The 15,347-nt window shown below is 42.3% G+C and carries 18 protein-coding genes and 2 other annotated features; of the genes, 2 read left to right on the top strand and 16 right to left on the bottom strand.

The genetic code is table 11. The features are described 5' to 3' along the window. Positions 1-12 precede the first annotated feature (12 nt). Positions 13-417: a hypothetical protein gene (locus C9414_RS05780; RefSeq protein WP_024426127.1), complete on the top strand. Its 405-nt coding sequence runs from the start codon at positions 13-15 to the stop codon at positions 415-417. Between the two features lie 17 nt (positions 418-434). On the opposite strand, the gene C9414_RS05775 is transcribed toward C9414_RS05780, so the two are convergent. The 8 genes from C9414_RS05775 to C9414_RS05740 all read right to left on the bottom strand — a co-directional run bounded on the left by C9414_RS05775 (position 435) and on the right by C9414_RS05740 (position 6,010). After that, the gene (locus C9414_RS05775; protein WP_039180532.1) at positions 435-701 is read right to left on the bottom strand and encodes a DUF1294 domain-containing protein; all 267 of its coding nucleotides are present in this window, start codon (positions 699-701) and stop codon (positions 435-437) included. Between the two features lie 63 nt (positions 702-764). Continuing rightward, the gene (gene rplT, locus C9414_RS05770) at positions 765-1,124 is read right to left on the bottom strand and encodes a 50S ribosomal protein L20 (RefSeq protein ID WP_007501659.1); all 360 of its coding nucleotides are present in this window, start codon (positions 1,122-1,124) and stop codon (positions 765-767) included. Positions 1,125-1,155: 31 nt separating this feature from the next. Further along, positions 1,156-1,356 (bottom strand): 50S ribosomal protein L35, encoded by a 201-nt coding sequence (gene rpmI / locus C9414_RS05765; protein WP_003216324.1) that lies wholly within the window; start codon positions 1,354-1,356, stop codon positions 1,156-1,158. A 24-nt stretch (positions 1,357-1,380) separates the two neighbouring features. Further along, positions 1,381-1,896, bottom strand: a complete 516-nt coding sequence (gene infC / locus C9414_RS05760) for a translation initiation factor IF-3 (protein WP_024425720.1) — start codon at positions 1,894-1,896, stop codon at positions 1,381-1,383. Between the two features lie 71 nt (positions 1,897-1,967). Then, positions 1,968-2,099, bottom strand: a sequence feature (ribosomal protein L20 leader region). Positions 2,100-2,227: 128 nt separating this feature from the next. Further along, positions 2,228-2,923 (bottom strand): antiholin-like protein LrgB, encoded by a 696-nt coding sequence (lrgB, locus tag C9414_RS05755; protein ID WP_024425719.1) that lies wholly within the window; start codon positions 2,921-2,923, stop codon positions 2,228-2,230. Between the two features lie 14 nt (positions 2,924-2,937). After that, positions 2,938-3,381, bottom strand: a complete 444-nt coding sequence (gene lrgA / locus C9414_RS05750) for an antiholin-like murein hydrolase modulator LrgA (RefSeq protein WP_047202644.1) — start codon at positions 3,379-3,381, stop codon at positions 2,938-2,940. A gap of 137 nt (positions 3,382-3,518) precedes the next feature. Next, a complete protein-coding gene (locus C9414_RS05745) occupies positions 3,519-4,256 on the bottom strand; it encodes a LytR/AlgR family response regulator transcription factor (protein ID WP_047202645.1) in 738 nt (245 codons plus the stop codon). Beyond that, complete coding sequence (locus C9414_RS05740) at positions 4,253-6,010, bottom strand: sensor histidine kinase (RefSeq protein WP_107163249.1); 1,758 nt, start codon at positions 6,008-6,010, stop codon at positions 4,253-4,255. The genes C9414_RS05745 and C9414_RS05740 overlap by 4 nt, the downstream gene beginning before the upstream one ends. Before the next feature lie 176 nt (positions 6,011-6,186). Here C9414_RS05740 and C9414_RS05735 point away from each other — a divergent pair, with 176 nt between their 5' ends. After that, positions 6,187-6,966 carry an HAD family hydrolase gene (locus C9414_RS05735; protein ID WP_107163248.1) on the top strand — a complete coding sequence of 260 codons (780 nt, stop codon included), beginning with the start codon at positions 6,187-6,189 and terminating at the stop codon, positions 6,964-6,966. A 53-nt stretch (positions 6,967-7,019) separates the two neighbouring features. On the opposite strand, the gene C9414_RS05730 is transcribed toward C9414_RS05735, so the two are convergent. The 8 genes from C9414_RS05730 to C9414_RS05690 form a co-directional block, all read right to left on the bottom strand. Then, positions 7,020-7,940 carry a methyl-accepting chemotaxis protein gene (locus C9414_RS05730; protein ID WP_107163247.1) on the bottom strand — a complete coding sequence of 307 codons (921 nt, stop codon included), beginning with the start codon at positions 7,938-7,940 and terminating at the stop codon, positions 7,020-7,022. A gap of 157 nt (positions 7,941-8,097) precedes the next feature. Beyond that, on the bottom strand, positions 8,098-10,038 hold the full coding sequence (thrS, locus tag C9414_RS05725; protein ID WP_024425713.1) for a threonine--tRNA ligase: 1,941 nt from the start codon (positions 10,036-10,038) through the stop codon (positions 8,098-8,100). A 45-nt stretch (positions 10,039-10,083) separates the two neighbouring features. Continuing rightward, positions 10,084-10,330, bottom strand: a binding site (T-box leader). A 43-nt stretch (positions 10,331-10,373) separates the two neighbouring features. Next, entirely contained in the window at positions 10,374-11,243 is an 870-nt protein-coding gene (ytxC, locus tag C9414_RS05715) for a putative sporulation protein YtxC (protein WP_107163246.1), read from the bottom strand. A 60-nt stretch (positions 11,244-11,303) separates the two neighbouring features. After that, positions 11,304-11,942: a TVP38/TMEM64 family protein gene (locus C9414_RS05710; RefSeq protein WP_107163494.1), complete on the bottom strand. Its 639-nt coding sequence runs from the start codon at positions 11,940-11,942 to the stop codon at positions 11,304-11,306. Between the two features lie 33 nt (positions 11,943-11,975). Continuing rightward, entirely contained in the window at positions 11,976-12,905 is a 930-nt protein-coding gene (gene dnaI / locus C9414_RS05705) for a primosomal protein DnaI (RefSeq protein WP_024425710.1), read from the bottom strand. A 16-nt stretch (positions 12,906-12,921) separates the two neighbouring features. After that, the gene (gene dnaB, locus C9414_RS05700) at positions 12,922-14,346 is read right to left on the bottom strand and encodes a replicative helicase loading/DNA remodeling protein DnaB (protein ID WP_107163493.1); all 1,425 of its coding nucleotides are present in this window, start codon (positions 14,344-14,346) and stop codon (positions 12,922-12,924) included. Between the two features lie 101 nt (positions 14,347-14,447). Continuing rightward, complete coding sequence (nrdR, locus tag C9414_RS05695; RefSeq protein WP_003216720.1) at positions 14,448-14,906, bottom strand: transcriptional regulator NrdR; 459 nt, start codon at positions 14,904-14,906, stop codon at positions 14,448-14,450. A gap of 4 nt (positions 14,907-14,910) precedes the next feature. Further along, complete coding sequence (locus C9414_RS05690; RefSeq protein WP_047202651.1) at positions 14,911-15,297, bottom strand: hypothetical protein; 387 nt, start codon at positions 15,295-15,297, stop codon at positions 14,911-14,913. Between the last annotated feature and the right edge of the window lie 50 nt (positions 15,298-15,347).

Raw genomic sequence — 15,347 nt, 5'->3', positions numbered from 1 at the left:
GTGCATCCTGTCATGTTTGTAATCCTCATGAGACTAGCTCTTGTTGCACTGCTTGTCTACATCTTCTACATGGCGGTAAAATTCTTTTCAAATCCGAGAAGAAAGCTGAAACAAGCACAATTAAAAGAAGGCTTTTATTTTATGGACGAACAGCAAAATGCGCGCAAAAACTTTAATTTCGTCTATAAAGGTGTCTTGTTTGAAGGGGAGAAGCATGTTCCTTCTAAGGATCATCCTCTGTTTGTCCACTCCATTTACGTTTGGACGGAGTCACCTGAGAAGCTGAGTGAATTTACATTAGAAGACTTTGAAAAACTAGAGGAAAACATTATCGAGCGTTATCCTCAAACCAAAATTGATTGGGATCAGCCCATTAAAAAAATCAAACAAAAAAAAGGAGCAGACACGCCGTCCTGATGGCGTCTGCTCCTTTTTCAAGTAACTTGGATATATCCTAATAGAATCAACTGCAAAATCATTAATACAGGCATGCCGATTTGAAAGGCAGGATGCTTTGTTTTATGCCGGAAATACTGCATCCCCAAATACGATCCAGCGGCGCCAAAAAGCACCGCAGCACTCCATAAATGCGCCTCTGAAATTCTCCATTTATGTGCTTTAGCCCGGCGTTTGTCCTCACCCATGAGAAAAAAGCCGTAGCCATTCACTAAAATAAGCAGTAGGATCAAAGCCATATTCATTCATTTCACCTCACATGATGAGAAAAAAAGATCACCCCTCGAAGGAATGATCTTTTATAAAACTTACTTGTCTAGTTGTGCTTTTGCAGCATCAGCAAGCTGATTGAATGCATTTAGGTCATTCACAGCAAGGTCAGCAAGCATTTTGCGGTTTACTTCGATACCAGAAAGCTTTAAGCCATGCATTAAACGGCTGTAAGAAAGACCGTTCATACGAGCTGCAGCGTTGATACGAGTGATCCATAGTTTACGGAAGTCACGTTTTTTCTGACGACGGTCACGGAAAGCGTAGTTTCCAGATTTCATCACCTGTTGGTTTGCTACTTTGTATAATCTATGTTTTGAACCGAAATAACCTTTTGCTAATTTAAGAACCTTTTTACGACGCTGACGCGACACAGTTCCGCCTTTTACTCTTGGCATTGTAATTCCCTCCTATGATTCCTATTCCAAATTACTTGATGTTTGCAAGTTGTTGTTTGATACGTTTGAAATCTCCAGCACTTACGATTGCGCTCTTACGCAATTTACGTTTTTGCTTTGTAGATTTGTTAGCGAACAAGTGACTTGTGTACGCATGAGAACGTTTAAGTTTACCAGAACCTGTTTTTTTGAAACGTTTAGCAGATCCGCGGTGAGTTTTCATTTTTGGCATTGGATGTTTCCTCCCTCTGTTACTTTACTTTTCGACTTTTGGTGCAAGCATGAGGAACATGCTACGTCCGTCCATCTTAGGTTTTGTTTCTACTGTTGCTACTTCAGCGCAAGCTTCAGAGAAACGGTCTAACACGCGCTGTCCGATTTCTTTATGCGTAATCGCACGGCCTTTAAAGCGGATAGAAGCTTTCACTTTATCTCCCTTTTCAAGGAATTTGATTGCATTACGGAGCTTCGTGTTAAAATCATGTTCATCGATTGTCGGGCTCAACCGAACTTCTTTTAAGCTAATGATTTTTTGATTCTTACGTGCCTCTTTTTCCTTCTTCTGCTGTTCGAATCGGAACTTACCATAGTCCATGATTCGGCAAACAGGTGGTTTTGCATTTGCAGCAACTAACACAAGGTCAAGATTAGCTTTAGCAGCAATTTCCAGAGCTTCCTGGCGGGTTTTAATCCCCAGCTGATCGCCATTTTGTCCGATCAAACGAACTTCACGCGCACGAATACCTTCATTAACTAATTGATCTTTGCTAATAGTGAGCCACCTCCATGAGATTTTGAATTGAGTTCACAATTCATTTTGACCATTTCGTTGTATGTTTTACAGGCAAACAAAAAGTGTGGGCATATAAAACACCCACACTGCGAACATTTGCATGAAAAAATAAATGTACGGTCAACCTGTCAACTACAAACATGTGTCAATCAGGTGAGAAGCGGGTGCTTCTGCTTGTGATATCTATTCAATTCGTTAACTATTCTACACAATTTTCATTTGTCCGTCAAGTAACCGAACTCTTGAAACAACTTTTTCAGTGTAACACGATGAAACGAATTGGGCAAGACTTTTTCACACAATGACGCTATCAAAGAATCAATTGCATAAAGATTGGGATGACGATAACGGTCACAACACCTACGACCACAACGGCGATACTTGCCATAGCTGCTTCTACTTCTCCCATCTCAATTCCAACAGAAACTCCAAGTGCATGTCCTGATGTACCAAGTGCAAGACCTTTTGCCACTGGGTTTTTAATGCGGAACAATTTTAAGAAGAAGGCACCTAGTGCATAGACAATGACGGCATTAAATATGACCGCAAAGGCTGTGATATCTGCAATTCCGCCAATATCTTTTGCAATCGGGAGAGCAATCGCTGTTGTCGCTGCTTGTGGAAGCATGCTTTTCATCACAGCCGCATCTAAATGAATTCCTTTTGCTACGAGATATACGATCGTAATGGAACAAAGTGAACCTACAAAAATAGCGGATAAAATTTGCCACCAATATTTTTTAAGCAAGGCTCTTTGCTTATAAAGCGGGATAGCGAAAGCAATCGTGGCAGGCTCTAAGAAAAATTTGATAATCTTGCCGCCCTCATTATAATCTGCGTAGGAAAAACCGCCAACTTTCAAAAATAAAATGCCCAGTACCATCGCCACAAACAGCGGGGTGAACAAGAAGAAACCTTTTGATTTTTTAAATAAGAATGTCCCTATTCCAAAAGCGACTAATGAGACGACAATGCCAAAATAAGGACTCATTGTACTTGTACCCATTTTGCATCTCTCCTTTAATGCGTACTTGAAGCTGGTTTATTTGAATGAGAAGGAGCAGATTTACTCTCCTTTGTCTCTTTACGTTTCTGTGGTCTTTCTGATAATTGCATGAGAAGCTGCGTGAACAGCCCTGTCGCTGCAAGTAACATAATGGTTGCAATGATAATGACACCGACTACTTGCACACCTACTTCTTGCATGACACCTAGTGATTGAATAACTGAGATCCCAGAGGGAACAAATAGAAAGCTAATGAGTCCTGTCAATGATGTACCTAATTGCTCCACCTGCTCCAGTTTGACGATTTTCGTTGTTAACAAAACAAATAATAGAACCAAACCAATCACGGATGCGGGCATCGGAATCGGTAAATACATTGAAATGAGATTAGAAACGAACATTACGGTTGCAAAAATAAATGCTTGAGATAAAAATCCATATACTTTCGTGGCACTCATGCCCCTTCACCTCTTTCTTCGACTGCCCTCAGTATAAGACATGAAATAAATGAATGAAGCGTTTACAATAAAACTCGCTGAATTCAATGACTGGAATGCAAAAAACGAGTATTGAAATACAAACAAAAAAAGCCCTCCTACTCTAGCAGGAGTGACTTCTTTAATTCTTTGGCATATGTGCGGCTGACAGGAATGATGGACCCGTCTGTCATATGCAGATTGTACGTCGAATTAAACCACGGCTGTACTTCTTTCATATGAGAGGTATTCACGATATAGCTGCGATGGACCCTCATAAAGTAAGCCTCAGGAAGTTTCTTTTCAATGACCACCAGCGGTTCTGTGACCTCATACATGTGATCCTTTGTTTTCACAACCTTTTTCCCCTCGCTGAGTCCTACATACATGATCTCTTCCACTTGCAGGATCACAATTGAGTCATCGACTGAGATCGCTAATTTTTGCTGGTGGGGTATTTTCTCATCTGGCAGCTGATGCTCTTGCGTTTCAACGGATTTCCATTTTTTAAACTTTTGGATGGTCTGGAGTAGCCGCTCTTCGTCAAATGGTTTTGTTAAGTAATCAAGCGCACTTACCTCAAACGCCTTTAGCGCATATTGATCAAAGGCTGTCGCAAATACAATCGCTGGCGGATTAGACATCCGGTTGAGCCTTTTGGCAATATCAAATCCGTTTTCACCAGATAAATCAATGTCTAAAAAGAGCAGGTCCGGCTTATGATCGACCATCCGGTCAAAAGCCGATTCTATATTTTCTGCTTCCTCTATTTGAACATCCTCTTTCGTTCTTCGTAATAAGTATTTTAATTCATCTCTTGCTAACACTTCATCATCTACGATTAATACCTTCATCAACGAGAATCATCCTTTTTTACATAGTCGATTGGAATGCGAAATGAGATGTCAGTGCCTTGGTCACTATGAATGGATAAAGCGGCTTGCCTGCCAAAAATTCCTCTTAACCGCTGATCTAAATTAAAAAGGGCTGTCCCTGTTCCTTCTAGTGATTCGACAGGCGCTTTTAATAGTTGAGCCATCTTATCATCTTCAATTCCCTGCCCATTATCTGTTACTTTCATATAAACATGTCCATCTTTCATCAAAGCGGATACGATGACTTCACAATTTGTTTGATGTTTAGGAAAAGCATGTCTCACAGCGTTTTCAACAAGCACCTGAAGCACAAAGGGCGGAATCATCACCTGCTCCAGCTCCTTTTCAATTTGAAAGGTCACATGGTATTTATTTGGAAACCTCGCTTGTTCAAGTGACAAGTATGCCTCTACATGCTGAATCTCTTTATGCATTGGAATCAGGAGCTGACGGGCACCTTGCATATTTGAGCGAAAATAAATACTCAGCTGCAGCAGCAGCTTCCTTGCCATCTCCACATTGGTTCTGCATAAAACAGAGATGGTATTAATGGCGTTAAATAAAAAGTGCGGGTTCACTTGTGCTTGAAGGGCTTTGATCTCTGCATCTTTTAGCAGGCGGCTTTGGGTTTCCGCCTCTCCAAGCTCAAGCTGTGTGGAAAACAGCATCGCCAAACCTTCTGCAAGCTCCTCTTCCACCCTGCTTAATCCGACCGGAGAATTGAAATACATTTTTAACGTCCCGATCGTTTGACCGTTAGAAGTGAGCGGCAGCACGATTGCGGCTTCAAGAGGGCAATGGGCGACGGAACAATTGATTTCGCCCTTCGAATGTGCCTTCATAATCTTGCCGCTCATCAAGACTTGTTTCGACAGCCCCGTAATCAGGCTTTTAGATGGAATATGATGATCTGTTCCATCTCCGACATGCGCTAAAATCTTTTCTGTATCTGTTAAAGAGACCGCATCTGTTTCAGTCAACCGATGAATGATCTCCGCCACACTTTTACAAGACTGTTCATTTAACCCTTGGCGGAAAAAAGGCAGTGTTTGATCGGCGATCAAAAATACACGATGCGTCTGCATCGCCTTTGCCTGCTCTTCTTGCCGAATGACTGACTGTAAAATAGATAAAAAGATAAAGCTGCCGATTCCATTCACAAAAATCATCGGCAGGGCAATGATACTGACTAGCCCCCATGCATCGGCGAATGGCCTTGCAAACAGAAGGATAATGATCATCTGTAATGATTCCATCGCCACACCAAAAAAAGCTGCTTGGCGAGGTGTCACCATTCGATTCCTCCGCTTAAACCTGCTGCCGACATAACCTGCAATGACACCGGCTAAAATGGAAGAAATCGCACAGCTGAGCGCGGTGCTTCCTCCAAGGGAATAGCGATGAATTCCAGCTAAAAGCCCTGCACCAATCCCTACAAACGGCCCCCCGATCAAACCGCCCATTTCGATCCCCATAATTCTCGTATTGGCGATAGAGCTTGACGAGCCGAGATGATAAGAAAACTCATGGTTCATGACAATTTGCTGCTGGATTTCAATTCCTGTGTAATTGCTGATAATGCTAAAAGAAGCAAAAATGAAGACAAGGATAGCCTTTTTCCGAAATCCTTGATTATGTAGCAATAGATTGCGAAAGCCCTTCACATGAGCAAGCACAAATCCTAGAATAACGATGATCCCTACACGCTCGATCATCATGATAATTAAATGAAGCAAACCGGCCACCTCAATTGATGTATGTCATATCTACTGTCTTTCTATTCTATCATGTGCGGTCAATGATCAAAGATCTCTCAAATCTTTTCTTTATTGGCCTCTTCTTCTATTGTAAAATGAACATGAGCCTGTCACTTGCAATTGAAGGTAACACATACATAACAAGGGAGAAGATCATGAAAGCCGTATTTTTCGATTTAGATGATACTTTGCTTTGGGACGAAAAAAGCATTCACACAACTTTTCAGGAAACTTGCCGGGAAGCGGAAAAGAAATATGGACTCGATCCAGAATCGTTTGAACAGATTGTACGTGAAGAAGCAAGAAAGCTGTACTCTTCCTATGAAACATATGATTATACTGTCATGATCGGCATTAATCCTTTCGAAGGACTGTGGTCCAATTTTAGTGAACCGATTAGCGAAGGCTTTCAAAAGCTGAACGCCATTGCACCAGAATATCGCAAAAACGCTTGGACCAATGGCTTAAGGGCAGCGGGTATTGACGATGAGGCGTTTGGACAATATTTGGCTGATTTCTTTGCAGCAGAGCGCAGAAAACGCCCATATGTCTATGAAGAAACATACCCTGTTTTAAACCGACTGAAAGGCCGCTACGAATTGCTCCTTTTAACAAACGGAGATCCTAGCCTTCAAAAGGAAAAACTTGCGGGTGTTCCTGAGCTTGCTCCTTACTTTAACGAGATTGTGATTTCAGGGGATTATGGGAAAGGCAAGCCTGATCCAGGTATCTTTGAGCACTGCCTTCAGCTGTTAAACTTAACAAAAGACGAAGTGATCATGGTTGGGGATAATCCAAAAACAGATATTCTCGGCGCATCTCGCGTTGGTATCCAAACCGTTTGGATCAATCGCCATGACAAGAAAAATGAAATAGATGTGACGCCTGATTATGAAATCAAAGACTTACATGAATTGTTTGATATATTAAAATAGAACAAAAAAACACCCTGCTCCTGACGAGATTGGGTGTTTTTGTATTCTCAGAGTTATATGATTGCTGCTAGACTTTGCGCTTGCCGGTCTAAGCCGCGTGCTGCTTCTCCTACAATGATGAATTCCTCGCTTGCCAGCTTTACAAGATCCCGGTTTGTAAACACGGTTGTCTTTGCCCGGCTTGTTCCGCTGCTGACCTTCTCTACTTCTGCATGGATCGCCTTCACATATTGATCGACCTTGACGATCGCTTCTTTTGAATTTGTCGCAAGCTTTCGAATTTCTGCTGCCACTACACTAAAGCCATTTCCATAGGAACCCGCATGTGCCGCTTCTATTGCCGCATTTAAGGCGAGTAGCTGGGTTTGCGAAGAAATACTGTTAATGGTTGTAGCAATGGAGCTGATGGACTCTACCTGCTCCGTTAATCCTTTTAGCAAGCTCATATTTTGATCGGTTTCGTTTGCTATATGATCAAAGGAGGCATTGACACTTTGACTATGCTGAATGCCAACTTCTGCTCGTTCCATTAATTTCGCAGACATCTCCTTTAAGTCTTCTACAACCTGTTTCATCGAGAGTTCTCTCTCCGTAATATCTGTCGCCACTTTCACAACACCCACTACAGTTCCTTCTTCATCTCGAACAGGTGAATATGTCGCTTCAAGCCATAAGCTGCTGCCGTTTTTTGTGATCCGCTGCACTTTTTCCTGAAAGACTTGACCTTCTCTCAAACGCTTCCAAAACATGTGATAACTTGTGTGTTCTGTAATATGTGGAGGACAAAACTGTCTATGTTTAAGACCGATCATCTCTTCTTTAGAATATCCCATGGCTTTTGCAAAAATATCATTCACCCATAGAACTTCACCTGTCACATTAAATTCAATCATTGCCAGCGAGTGTTCTAATGCACGAAGAACAGCTGATTGCTCCAATACTTGTGACGATAAAGTGTTTGTTGTTTGCTTCATCGATTTCATTCCCCCAATTTGTCTCAAACCAATAGTACATACTTACCCTTACTTTTGTACTATCTAAACGTCTCTTTTTAGAAATTGGATCACTATTGGAGAAAGTTTTCCAAAAAGAAAAAAGCCAGTGATCTAAAAAAGAATCACTGGCTGCTTATTATTTTTTTGCTTCTGCTACTGCATGTTTCACAAAGGCTTCAAGATCCATTGTTTCTGAATCTTGTTCCCCGTATTTTCTAACATTGACAGCGCCATTTTCTGCTTCTTGATCTCCGACAACAAGCATGTACGGAATCTTTTGCATTTGCGCTTCTCTAATTTTGTACCCAATTTTTTCATCGCGGCTGTCAAGTTCTACACGAAGGCCTTCAAGCTGTAAACGTTCTTGTACTTTTTTCGCATAGTCTAAATGAACAGACGGTGAAACCGGGATGACTTGGAATTGTACAGGTGCCAGCCATGTTGGCAGAGCTCCTTTGTATTCTTCAATTAAGAAGGCAACGAAGCGTTCCATTGTAGAAACAACGCCTCTATGAATGACGACTGGACGATGGTGCTTTCCATCTTCTCCGATATATGTGAGATCGAAGCGTTCTGGAAGTAAGAAATCAAGCTGTACAGTGGATAATGTCTCTTCTTTTCCAAGAGCTGTCTTCACTTGTACATCAAGCTTAGGACCATAAAATGCTGCTTCGCCTTCTGCTTCATAATAATCGTGGCCAAGCTCGTCCATTGCATCCTTCAGCATCGATTGTGCTTTATTCCACATCGCATCGTCATCGAAATACTTCTCAGTATCTTCTGGATCACGGTAAGATAAGCGGAATGTGTAGTCATTCAAGCCAAAGTCTTGATACACTTCTTCAATTAAGCGAACTGTACGGATGAACTCGTCTTTGATTTGATCTGGACGAACAAAGATGTGTGCATCGTTTAATGTCATACCGCGGACACGCTGAAGGCCAGATAAAGCGCCTGACATTTCATAGCGGTGCATTGTACCAAGCTCTGCAATACGAATTGGCAATTCGCGATAGCTGTGCGGCTCATTTTTGTAAATCATCATATGGTGCGGACAGTTCATCGGACGAAGAACAAGATCTTCGTTGTCCATTTCCATCACGGGGAACATGTCTTCTTGATAATGCGCCCAGTGTCCTGATGTTTTATACAATTCAACATTCGCAAGAACAGGTGTGTACACATGCTCATAGCCAAGACGCACTTCTTTATCGACAATGTAACGCTCAATGACGCGGCGGATCGTTGCGCCTTTTGGCAGCCAAAGCGGAAGTCCTTGACCAACCTTTTGGGAATTCGCAAACAGCTTCAGCTCTTTTCCAAGCTTACGGTGATCGCGTTCTTTCGCTTCTTCAAGCAGACGTAAATGCTCATTTAAATCTTCTTTGCTGAAGAAAGCTGTTCCGTAAATACGCTGAAGCATTTGGTTGTTACTGTCACCTCTCCAGTATGCACCTGCAAGGCTTAACAGTTTAAACTCTTTGATTTTCCCTGTAGACGGCAAGTGAATCCCGCGGCAGAGGTCAAAGAATTCACCCTGCTCATAAATCGTCACAGCTTCACCTTCTGGAATCGCCTCTAACAGCTCAAGCTTCAACTCATCACCAATCGCTTCAAAGCGCTTTTTCGCTTCTTCTCTTGATACTTCAATTCGCTCAATTGGCAGATTGCTGTTAATGATTTTTTTCATTTCTTTTTCAATCTTTGGCAAGTCTTCAGGTGTGATGGCTACATCGATGTCCACATCATAGTAGAAGCCATTTTCGATGACAGGACCTACGCCAAACTGAACGTGATGTTCTTTTCCATACAGGCGTTTGATCGCCTGCGCTAGCAAATGGGCTGTGCTGTGGCGCATAATGTCGAGTGCTTCTTCACTTTTATCTGTGATGATCTCGATTGTTCCACTTTCTAATAGCGGCGTACGCAGATCTATTTCTTTACCGTTCAATTTACCGGCAAGTGCTTTTTTCTTTAGGCCCGGGCTAATTGATGCCGCGATGTCTTCTGTTGTAGCTGTTTTGTCAAACTCCTTGACTGCTCCATCTGGAAATGTAAGTTGAATTTGTTCTGACATCTCTGGTCACTCCTTTTTTTGGCAATATAAAAACCCCGCCCCCTGGAAAGGGACGAGGTTGAATAAACGGAATCGTGGTTCCACCCTTTTTCCCGTACTTGCAGCTTGCTTTTCATATGCAAATACGGCTTGTGGTTCGATAACGGGAATTCCCGTCAGCCATTACTAAAAAGTTCACAGCTGATGTTCAAAGGTGGTAAAGCAAATGGTCCTCTGCTAGGAAGCTTTCAGCCGCGGCTTCCCTCTCTTTAAGCGGGTGTTCATTTGTTCATGTCCTTATCAATACGGTCTCTGTATGAAGTTACACCGTATTATAAAACGTTTTTTCGTGAAAATCAAGAAAGCTTTTCACTTTTCTTGTCGAAATGGTCATGTACAAATTGAACATTCTGCTCTTGGAATGAATGAGACGGGAACACCTCGACCCTTTCTTGAAAAATATTTTGAATCGTTTGCACCATCGAGTGACCTGTATCATTTGTAAATAGGTCAATTTTTTGCGGTGCAATGGAGACAAGCGGTGCAATCAGCTGCGAATCAATATACATTGGATGCTCTCTTACAAACTGTCTGTCTATGTATTGTTTTTGATCACGCTCAGAAGCGTAGCGAAATTCCCAAATCACCAGGCGGTCCTGATGCACAACATGTACTTTTTCGAGCCTAGGCTCTCTTGCCATCACATAGTCTCGAAGCGATTGAATGAAGTTTTGATACTCTTGCTCCATTTTGTATTCTTCAATGGACACTTCAACATAGTTCTTCAGCCTTCGATCATATTCTGACAGCCTAAATGTCATAAATGAACCAATTGAAAAAACACCTTGCTGTAAAGAAATCGCCTCAAGCTCCTTTTTTAAAAGGGCTTCTCTAGGCGGGTCTTGATGAATGCCGGGAATATCATCTAAGTCCCCGTTCATGATACTGTGAGCGATGGAAAGAATTTGGTGCTGCTCTTCAGGATCTTTAAATAAATAGGTGTTTTCAAGGATGCTGCGCATGCGCTCATTTTCTTTGCATTCCAAAAAAAAGTGAACCAATAATGGCCGCACAATGTGCTCAAGTGCTTCTTCTGATTCCTTCGCCTCTATGAGAAGCCGGTCTTTCCCTTGTTGAATTGACATGTGATGCCGACTGTCCAAGTGTTCAGCAAGATGTAAAAAAGCGGCGGTATCATATTCATCTTCAAAGATTATTTCAAGCATGTTTGTCCCCCCTAACGACATCTGTTACATATATATGGGGAGAACATAAAAAATAGACGCCTAAAATAAATCAGGCATCTTTCTTTTTAAAATGAGTGGAACGGAGATAAAGATCAAATAAATCAAACAAACAACCACTAAGGCCGCATAATTGCCGCTGACAAAGCTTGAACCGAGAACATTTAACGCAATTGTACCCGGTATTAAGCCTAAAAAGGTGGCTGCCACAAATGCACGATAATTTGCACGTGAAGCAGCTGCCGCATAGCTGACGAAATCAAAATGAATCGGTGCAATACGCAATAACAAAATATAAAGAAATCCATGCTCCTGAATGCGGGACGTCACCGCTTTCAGCTTCCGGCTGTTTGATGCCGTTTCCTTCTTTTTTGCACGAAAGGTTGAAGCAATCATGAAGGAGCCTGTTGCCCCGGCTGTAGCCCCAATGAGGGCATAAATCGTCCCAAGGACACTGCCGAATGCCAAACCTGCTGCCAGCGAAAAGACTGTAATCGGGACGAGAACAAACGGGCGAAAAAGAGATAAGAAAAGAAAAACAAAGGGAGCCAGTATCCCAAATTGAAGCACCCAATTCTTCACATCTTTCGGCGCGAGCTGAAGATGCTGTTTATTCAGCCACCACAACGCAGCAGCAAGAATGCCAATCACAAGAAAAAGCAGCCATTTTCTTTTGTTCATTTCATTTGCTCCTCCTTCAGGTGACATACGCTTTTATAAATGACGGCGATTTTCTCCTTCGAGCAAGACCGGCTCTGCTAAATAGAGAATCCGTTCCATTAAACGAGCGGCTTTGACCTCTTCTTTTTCCCCGCGCTGTGAGTACGTAAAGTGATGCTTCAGCTCATTTGGTGAGAAATTAGAAGAGAAAAACGTCGGCAGCTGCTCTGCCATACGGTATTGTAAGATCGTACCGAGCAGCTCATCCCGCACCCAGCTTGTCATCGATTCTGCTCCAATATCATCAAGCATTAAAATCGGGGTGGATTTGACCATATTCAGCTTTTCTTCTAGCGTATGATCAGCTAACGAATTTTTTAACTCTCTCACAAATTCAGGCACGTAAACAAGGAGAGATGGGTATTCTTTCTCCGCTAGCTGCTGCGCAATGGCTGCCAGAATATACGTTTTTCCTACTCCAAATTTCCCGTGTAAATACAAGCCTTTTCCTTTTCCAGTCTCATCATAGCTTTGGAGGAATTGACCTACTTTTTGGATGACCTCTTGTCTTCCCACAACGTTCAGATCAGCGAACGTCGCTTGAAGGACATTTTGCGGAATATACATGCTTTTCATCAGCTCTTGCTGTTTTTTCTGTCTATCGAGCCGCAGCTTGACTGGACAAGGGGAATATTCAATATCAATACTCTGACCTTTGATCACAAGCTTCGGGTGATACCCATCTAAAATGGCATTGACGTTTTCGTCATCTAAGCAGTAAGAGCAGCCCTTCGACTGCTGCACATATTCAAAGAGCCGGTTCAAGCTGCGATTGATCATGTCTTCATGTATCTCTTCTTGATGCTTCTGTAAAAAGGCCTTCACATCTTCATCAGATAACACACTTTCTTTAATCTGATTGTATCTCACGCGAAAATCTACTCGTCCTTTTAGCTGTTCAAATGAACGACCGATCGGTTTCATCCCATCTCACCTCACCTTAATGTGCATTGTACTTTTTCATATTTTTAAACTGATCTAACAGTTTTTCTTTTTCTCGTTCGAGGTCTTCTGTAGACAGATTGTCCGTTTGCTCTTTTGCCGGCTGTTCTTTCATCTCGGTTTCTTTCATCCAGTCAGGCAGTTTCTCTTCCCTGACGACTTTTCCTGAACCATATGTGCTGCGCTGCTTTTTCTGCTGCGCCCACTCTGTCATTTGTCTGTTCTCTTCTTTGGCAATTTTCATGGCCGCGGCAACGGTTTTGATTTTCTTTCTTACCCAATGAGCGGCGATTTTTTGCATGTATGTTTTTGACAGCTTCATATCTGTTTTGAGTAAGGTATAGTAGATGAGAACATTCATGACACCTGGCTCTAGCTGCTGCTCGAGCATGATATCTTCGACAATTCTTAAGTCGGCATATGTTGGCTCAATGCCATCTGCCATGTCTTTTAGCAGCTCTCTAGGCGAAATATGATCCAGCTTTTCAATCAATTTTGCATCTGGAGTATCCGCTGCCGGCGTCTTTGAAGCATCTTGTCGCAAGTGTCTTGGCTGTTTTTGATCAATCAGCTTTGGCTGTTCGCCTCTGTATTCAATTTGGTACCAGTCTCTTGCTGCTTTTCTCAGCTCTTCTGTTGAGATCATTTGATCCGAACCGCATGCACCTGCTACAATATTTTGCATTTGAAGCGGGGTGATGCCGTATACAACGGCTAACTTCTTAATTGTTTCTTTTACCTGCTTTGTCAAAGCCTTTCTTGGAATCATCATGTCAGACATACCCGCTAACAATAGATCGAAATCGAAGGATTCGTCTGAGAGCGGTGCCGGCTGACTCGATCCAACGGTCACATATTCATAGCCTTGATCAAGCGATGACGCCTGATGAATCTCTTCTGTCATCTTGCGTTCGCCTGGCTGCAATACGTGAAAGACTTCTTCAAACGACCGTGAAATGTTCTTTGCTTCTGCAGGAACACCTGGATAAGAGAAATAATCACGAAGCTGCATATATTTTGCTTTCTCTACACGATGGTACAGCAGGACATTCAGCATACCATCTTGGAAAAATTCATCCGGTCTTAGCGGCGGTACAAGCTCATATGTAAACAGTCTGCCTTCTTCCGTTTCCTGTTCATATGTGCGGAGTAAGCCGATTGCTTCAAGCTTTAAACGTTCCTCAAAAATATCATTTAAATTCGTCTGCAGCATGACCATGAGCTGCCGATGAGGTGCAGGTTTTCCCCACATACGATTTTGTTCCAGCTCTCCCCACAGCGTCATGTATAAGCTAAAAGCGGACATGCCAATAAGCGGCTGATATAAAAGAGTGATGAGCTGTCTATCGATGTCACCGAGCAATGAAGCGCTTTTGACGACATACGGATCGACGGCTAGCACTTCCTTCCAATGCTCTGTCATATGCTGATCCTCCCCATGAATTGCGATTGTTTCCATTGTACACTCTTTTCGCGTTTTACGCTTTACGCAGGAAAAAGAGCATGAAGAATCTCCAGCTCTTTTTAGCGTTCTTTCTTTAATAGATCTTTTAATTCATCAATAAAGACATTGATGTCTTTAAACTGCCGGTAAACCGAGGCAAACCTGACGTAAGACACTTCATCAATTTTCGCCAGCTCGTCCATCACCATTTCACCTACAAGCTCGCTTTTCACTTCTGACATGCCTTGATTGCGCAGTTCTTTTTCGATATTAAAGCAGACATCCTCCAGCTGCTTTAAAGCGACAGGACGCTTTTCACACGCTTTGATAAGTCCTCTCAGCATTTTTTCCCGGCTGAATTCTTCTCGAATCCCTTCTTTTTTCACCACAATCAGCGGTAATTCTTCTAATTTTTCAAACGTCGTAAAGCGATATTGACAGCTTTCGCACTCTCTTCTACGACGGATGGATTTCCCTTCATCTACTGGTCTTGAATCAAGCACCCTTGTGCCAAGGTGCTGACATGTGGGACATTTCATATCATCAGCTCCGATCTATTCTTGGAAGTTGTTTGTCTAGTTCATCATAAAGGGACAGAACGGTTTTCTGACTATAGCCGAAATCTGTTGGCAGGGCCGTTTCTGTTGTCACATTAAAATCGACAGCTGTTTCAAAAGGACGAATTGAAATGACAGTCGCCACGAGAAAGGCTTTTTTCGGCAATCGTATGTTTGCACTGATTTCACCTCGTTCTGCTGAAACAGATGTCACTTGATAGGAATCGTTTCGGGAAAGAATGGCTTCCACCGCTTGAAAAACTTGTGCATTCGTCGATTTGTAGTAATGGCTTTTCAGTTCTGACACTGGATGCTCGTCAGATGTTTCTGTATGGTTTGACATGAACCGTTTAAAATTTTGTCTTAAAATCATACACGTATCCCCTTTGCCATAATGCCTCTTTCTTTATTTTATAAAAAAAA

The organism is Bacillus sp. Nf3 (assembly GCF_003028545.1).
GTDB classification, from domain to species: domain Bacteria; phylum Bacillota; class Bacilli; order Bacillales; family Bacillaceae; genus Bacillus; species Bacillus safensis.
The sequence above is the reverse complement of the archived record's forward strand: the minus strand, read 5'-3'. Positions and strand labels throughout refer to the sequence as shown.

What these genes read in the sequence shown, in the direction of transcription:
- C9414_RS05780 (WP_024426127.1), top strand. Translation starts at nt 13, where the DNA reads ATGTTTGTAATCCTCATGAGACTAGCTCTTGTTGCACTGCTTGTCTAC.
- C9414_RS05775 (WP_039180532.1), bottom strand. Translation starts at nt 701, where the DNA reads ATGAATATGGCTTTGATCCTACTGCTTATTTTAGTGAATGGCTACGGC.
- rplT (WP_007501659.1), bottom strand. Translation starts at nt 1,124, where the DNA reads ATGCCAAGAGTAAAAGGCGGAACTGTGTCGCGTCAGCGTCGTAAAAAG.
- rpmI (WP_003216324.1), bottom strand. Translation starts at nt 1,356, where the DNA reads ATGCCAAAAATGAAAACTCACCGCGGATCTGCTAAACGTTTCAAAAAA.
- lrgB (WP_024425719.1), bottom strand. Translation starts at nt 2,923, where the DNA reads ATGGGTACAAGTACAATGAGTCCTTATTTTGGCATTGTCGTCTCATTA.
- lrgA (WP_047202644.1), bottom strand. Translation starts at nt 3,381, where the DNA reads ATGAGTGCCACGAAAGTATATGGATTTTTATCTCAAGCATTTATTTTT.
- C9414_RS05735 (WP_107163248.1), top strand. Translation starts at nt 6,187, where the DNA reads ATGAAAGCCGTATTTTTCGATTTAGATGATACTTTGCTTTGGGACGAA.
- C9414_RS05730 (WP_107163247.1), bottom strand. Translation starts at nt 7,940, where the DNA reads ATGAAGCAAACAACAAACACTTTATCGTCACAAGTATTGGAGCAATCA.
- thrS (WP_024425713.1), bottom strand. Translation starts at nt 10,038, where the DNA reads ATGTCAGAACAAATTCAACTTACATTTCCAGATGGAGCAGTCAAGGAG.
- ytxC (WP_107163246.1), bottom strand. Translation starts at nt 11,243, where the DNA reads ATGCTTGAAATAATCTTTGAAGATGAATATGATACCGCCGCTTTTTTA.
- C9414_RS05710 (WP_107163494.1), bottom strand. Translation starts at nt 11,942, where the DNA reads ATGAACAAAAGAAAATGGCTGCTTTTTCTTGTGATTGGCATTCTTGCT.
- dnaI (WP_024425710.1), bottom strand. Translation starts at nt 12,905, where the DNA reads ATGAAACCGATCGGTCGTTCATTTGAACAGCTAAAAGGACGAGTAGAT.
- dnaB (WP_107163493.1), bottom strand. Translation starts at nt 14,346, where the DNA reads ATGACAGAGCATTGGAAGGAAGTGCTAGCCGTCGATCCGTATGTCGTC.
- nrdR (WP_003216720.1), bottom strand. Translation starts at nt 14,906, where the DNA reads ATGAAATGTCCCACATGTCAGCACCTTGGCACAAGGGTGCTTGATTCA.
- C9414_RS05690 (WP_047202651.1), bottom strand. Translation starts at nt 15,297, where the DNA reads ATGATTTTAAGACAAAATTTTAAACGGTTCATGTCAAACCATACAGAA.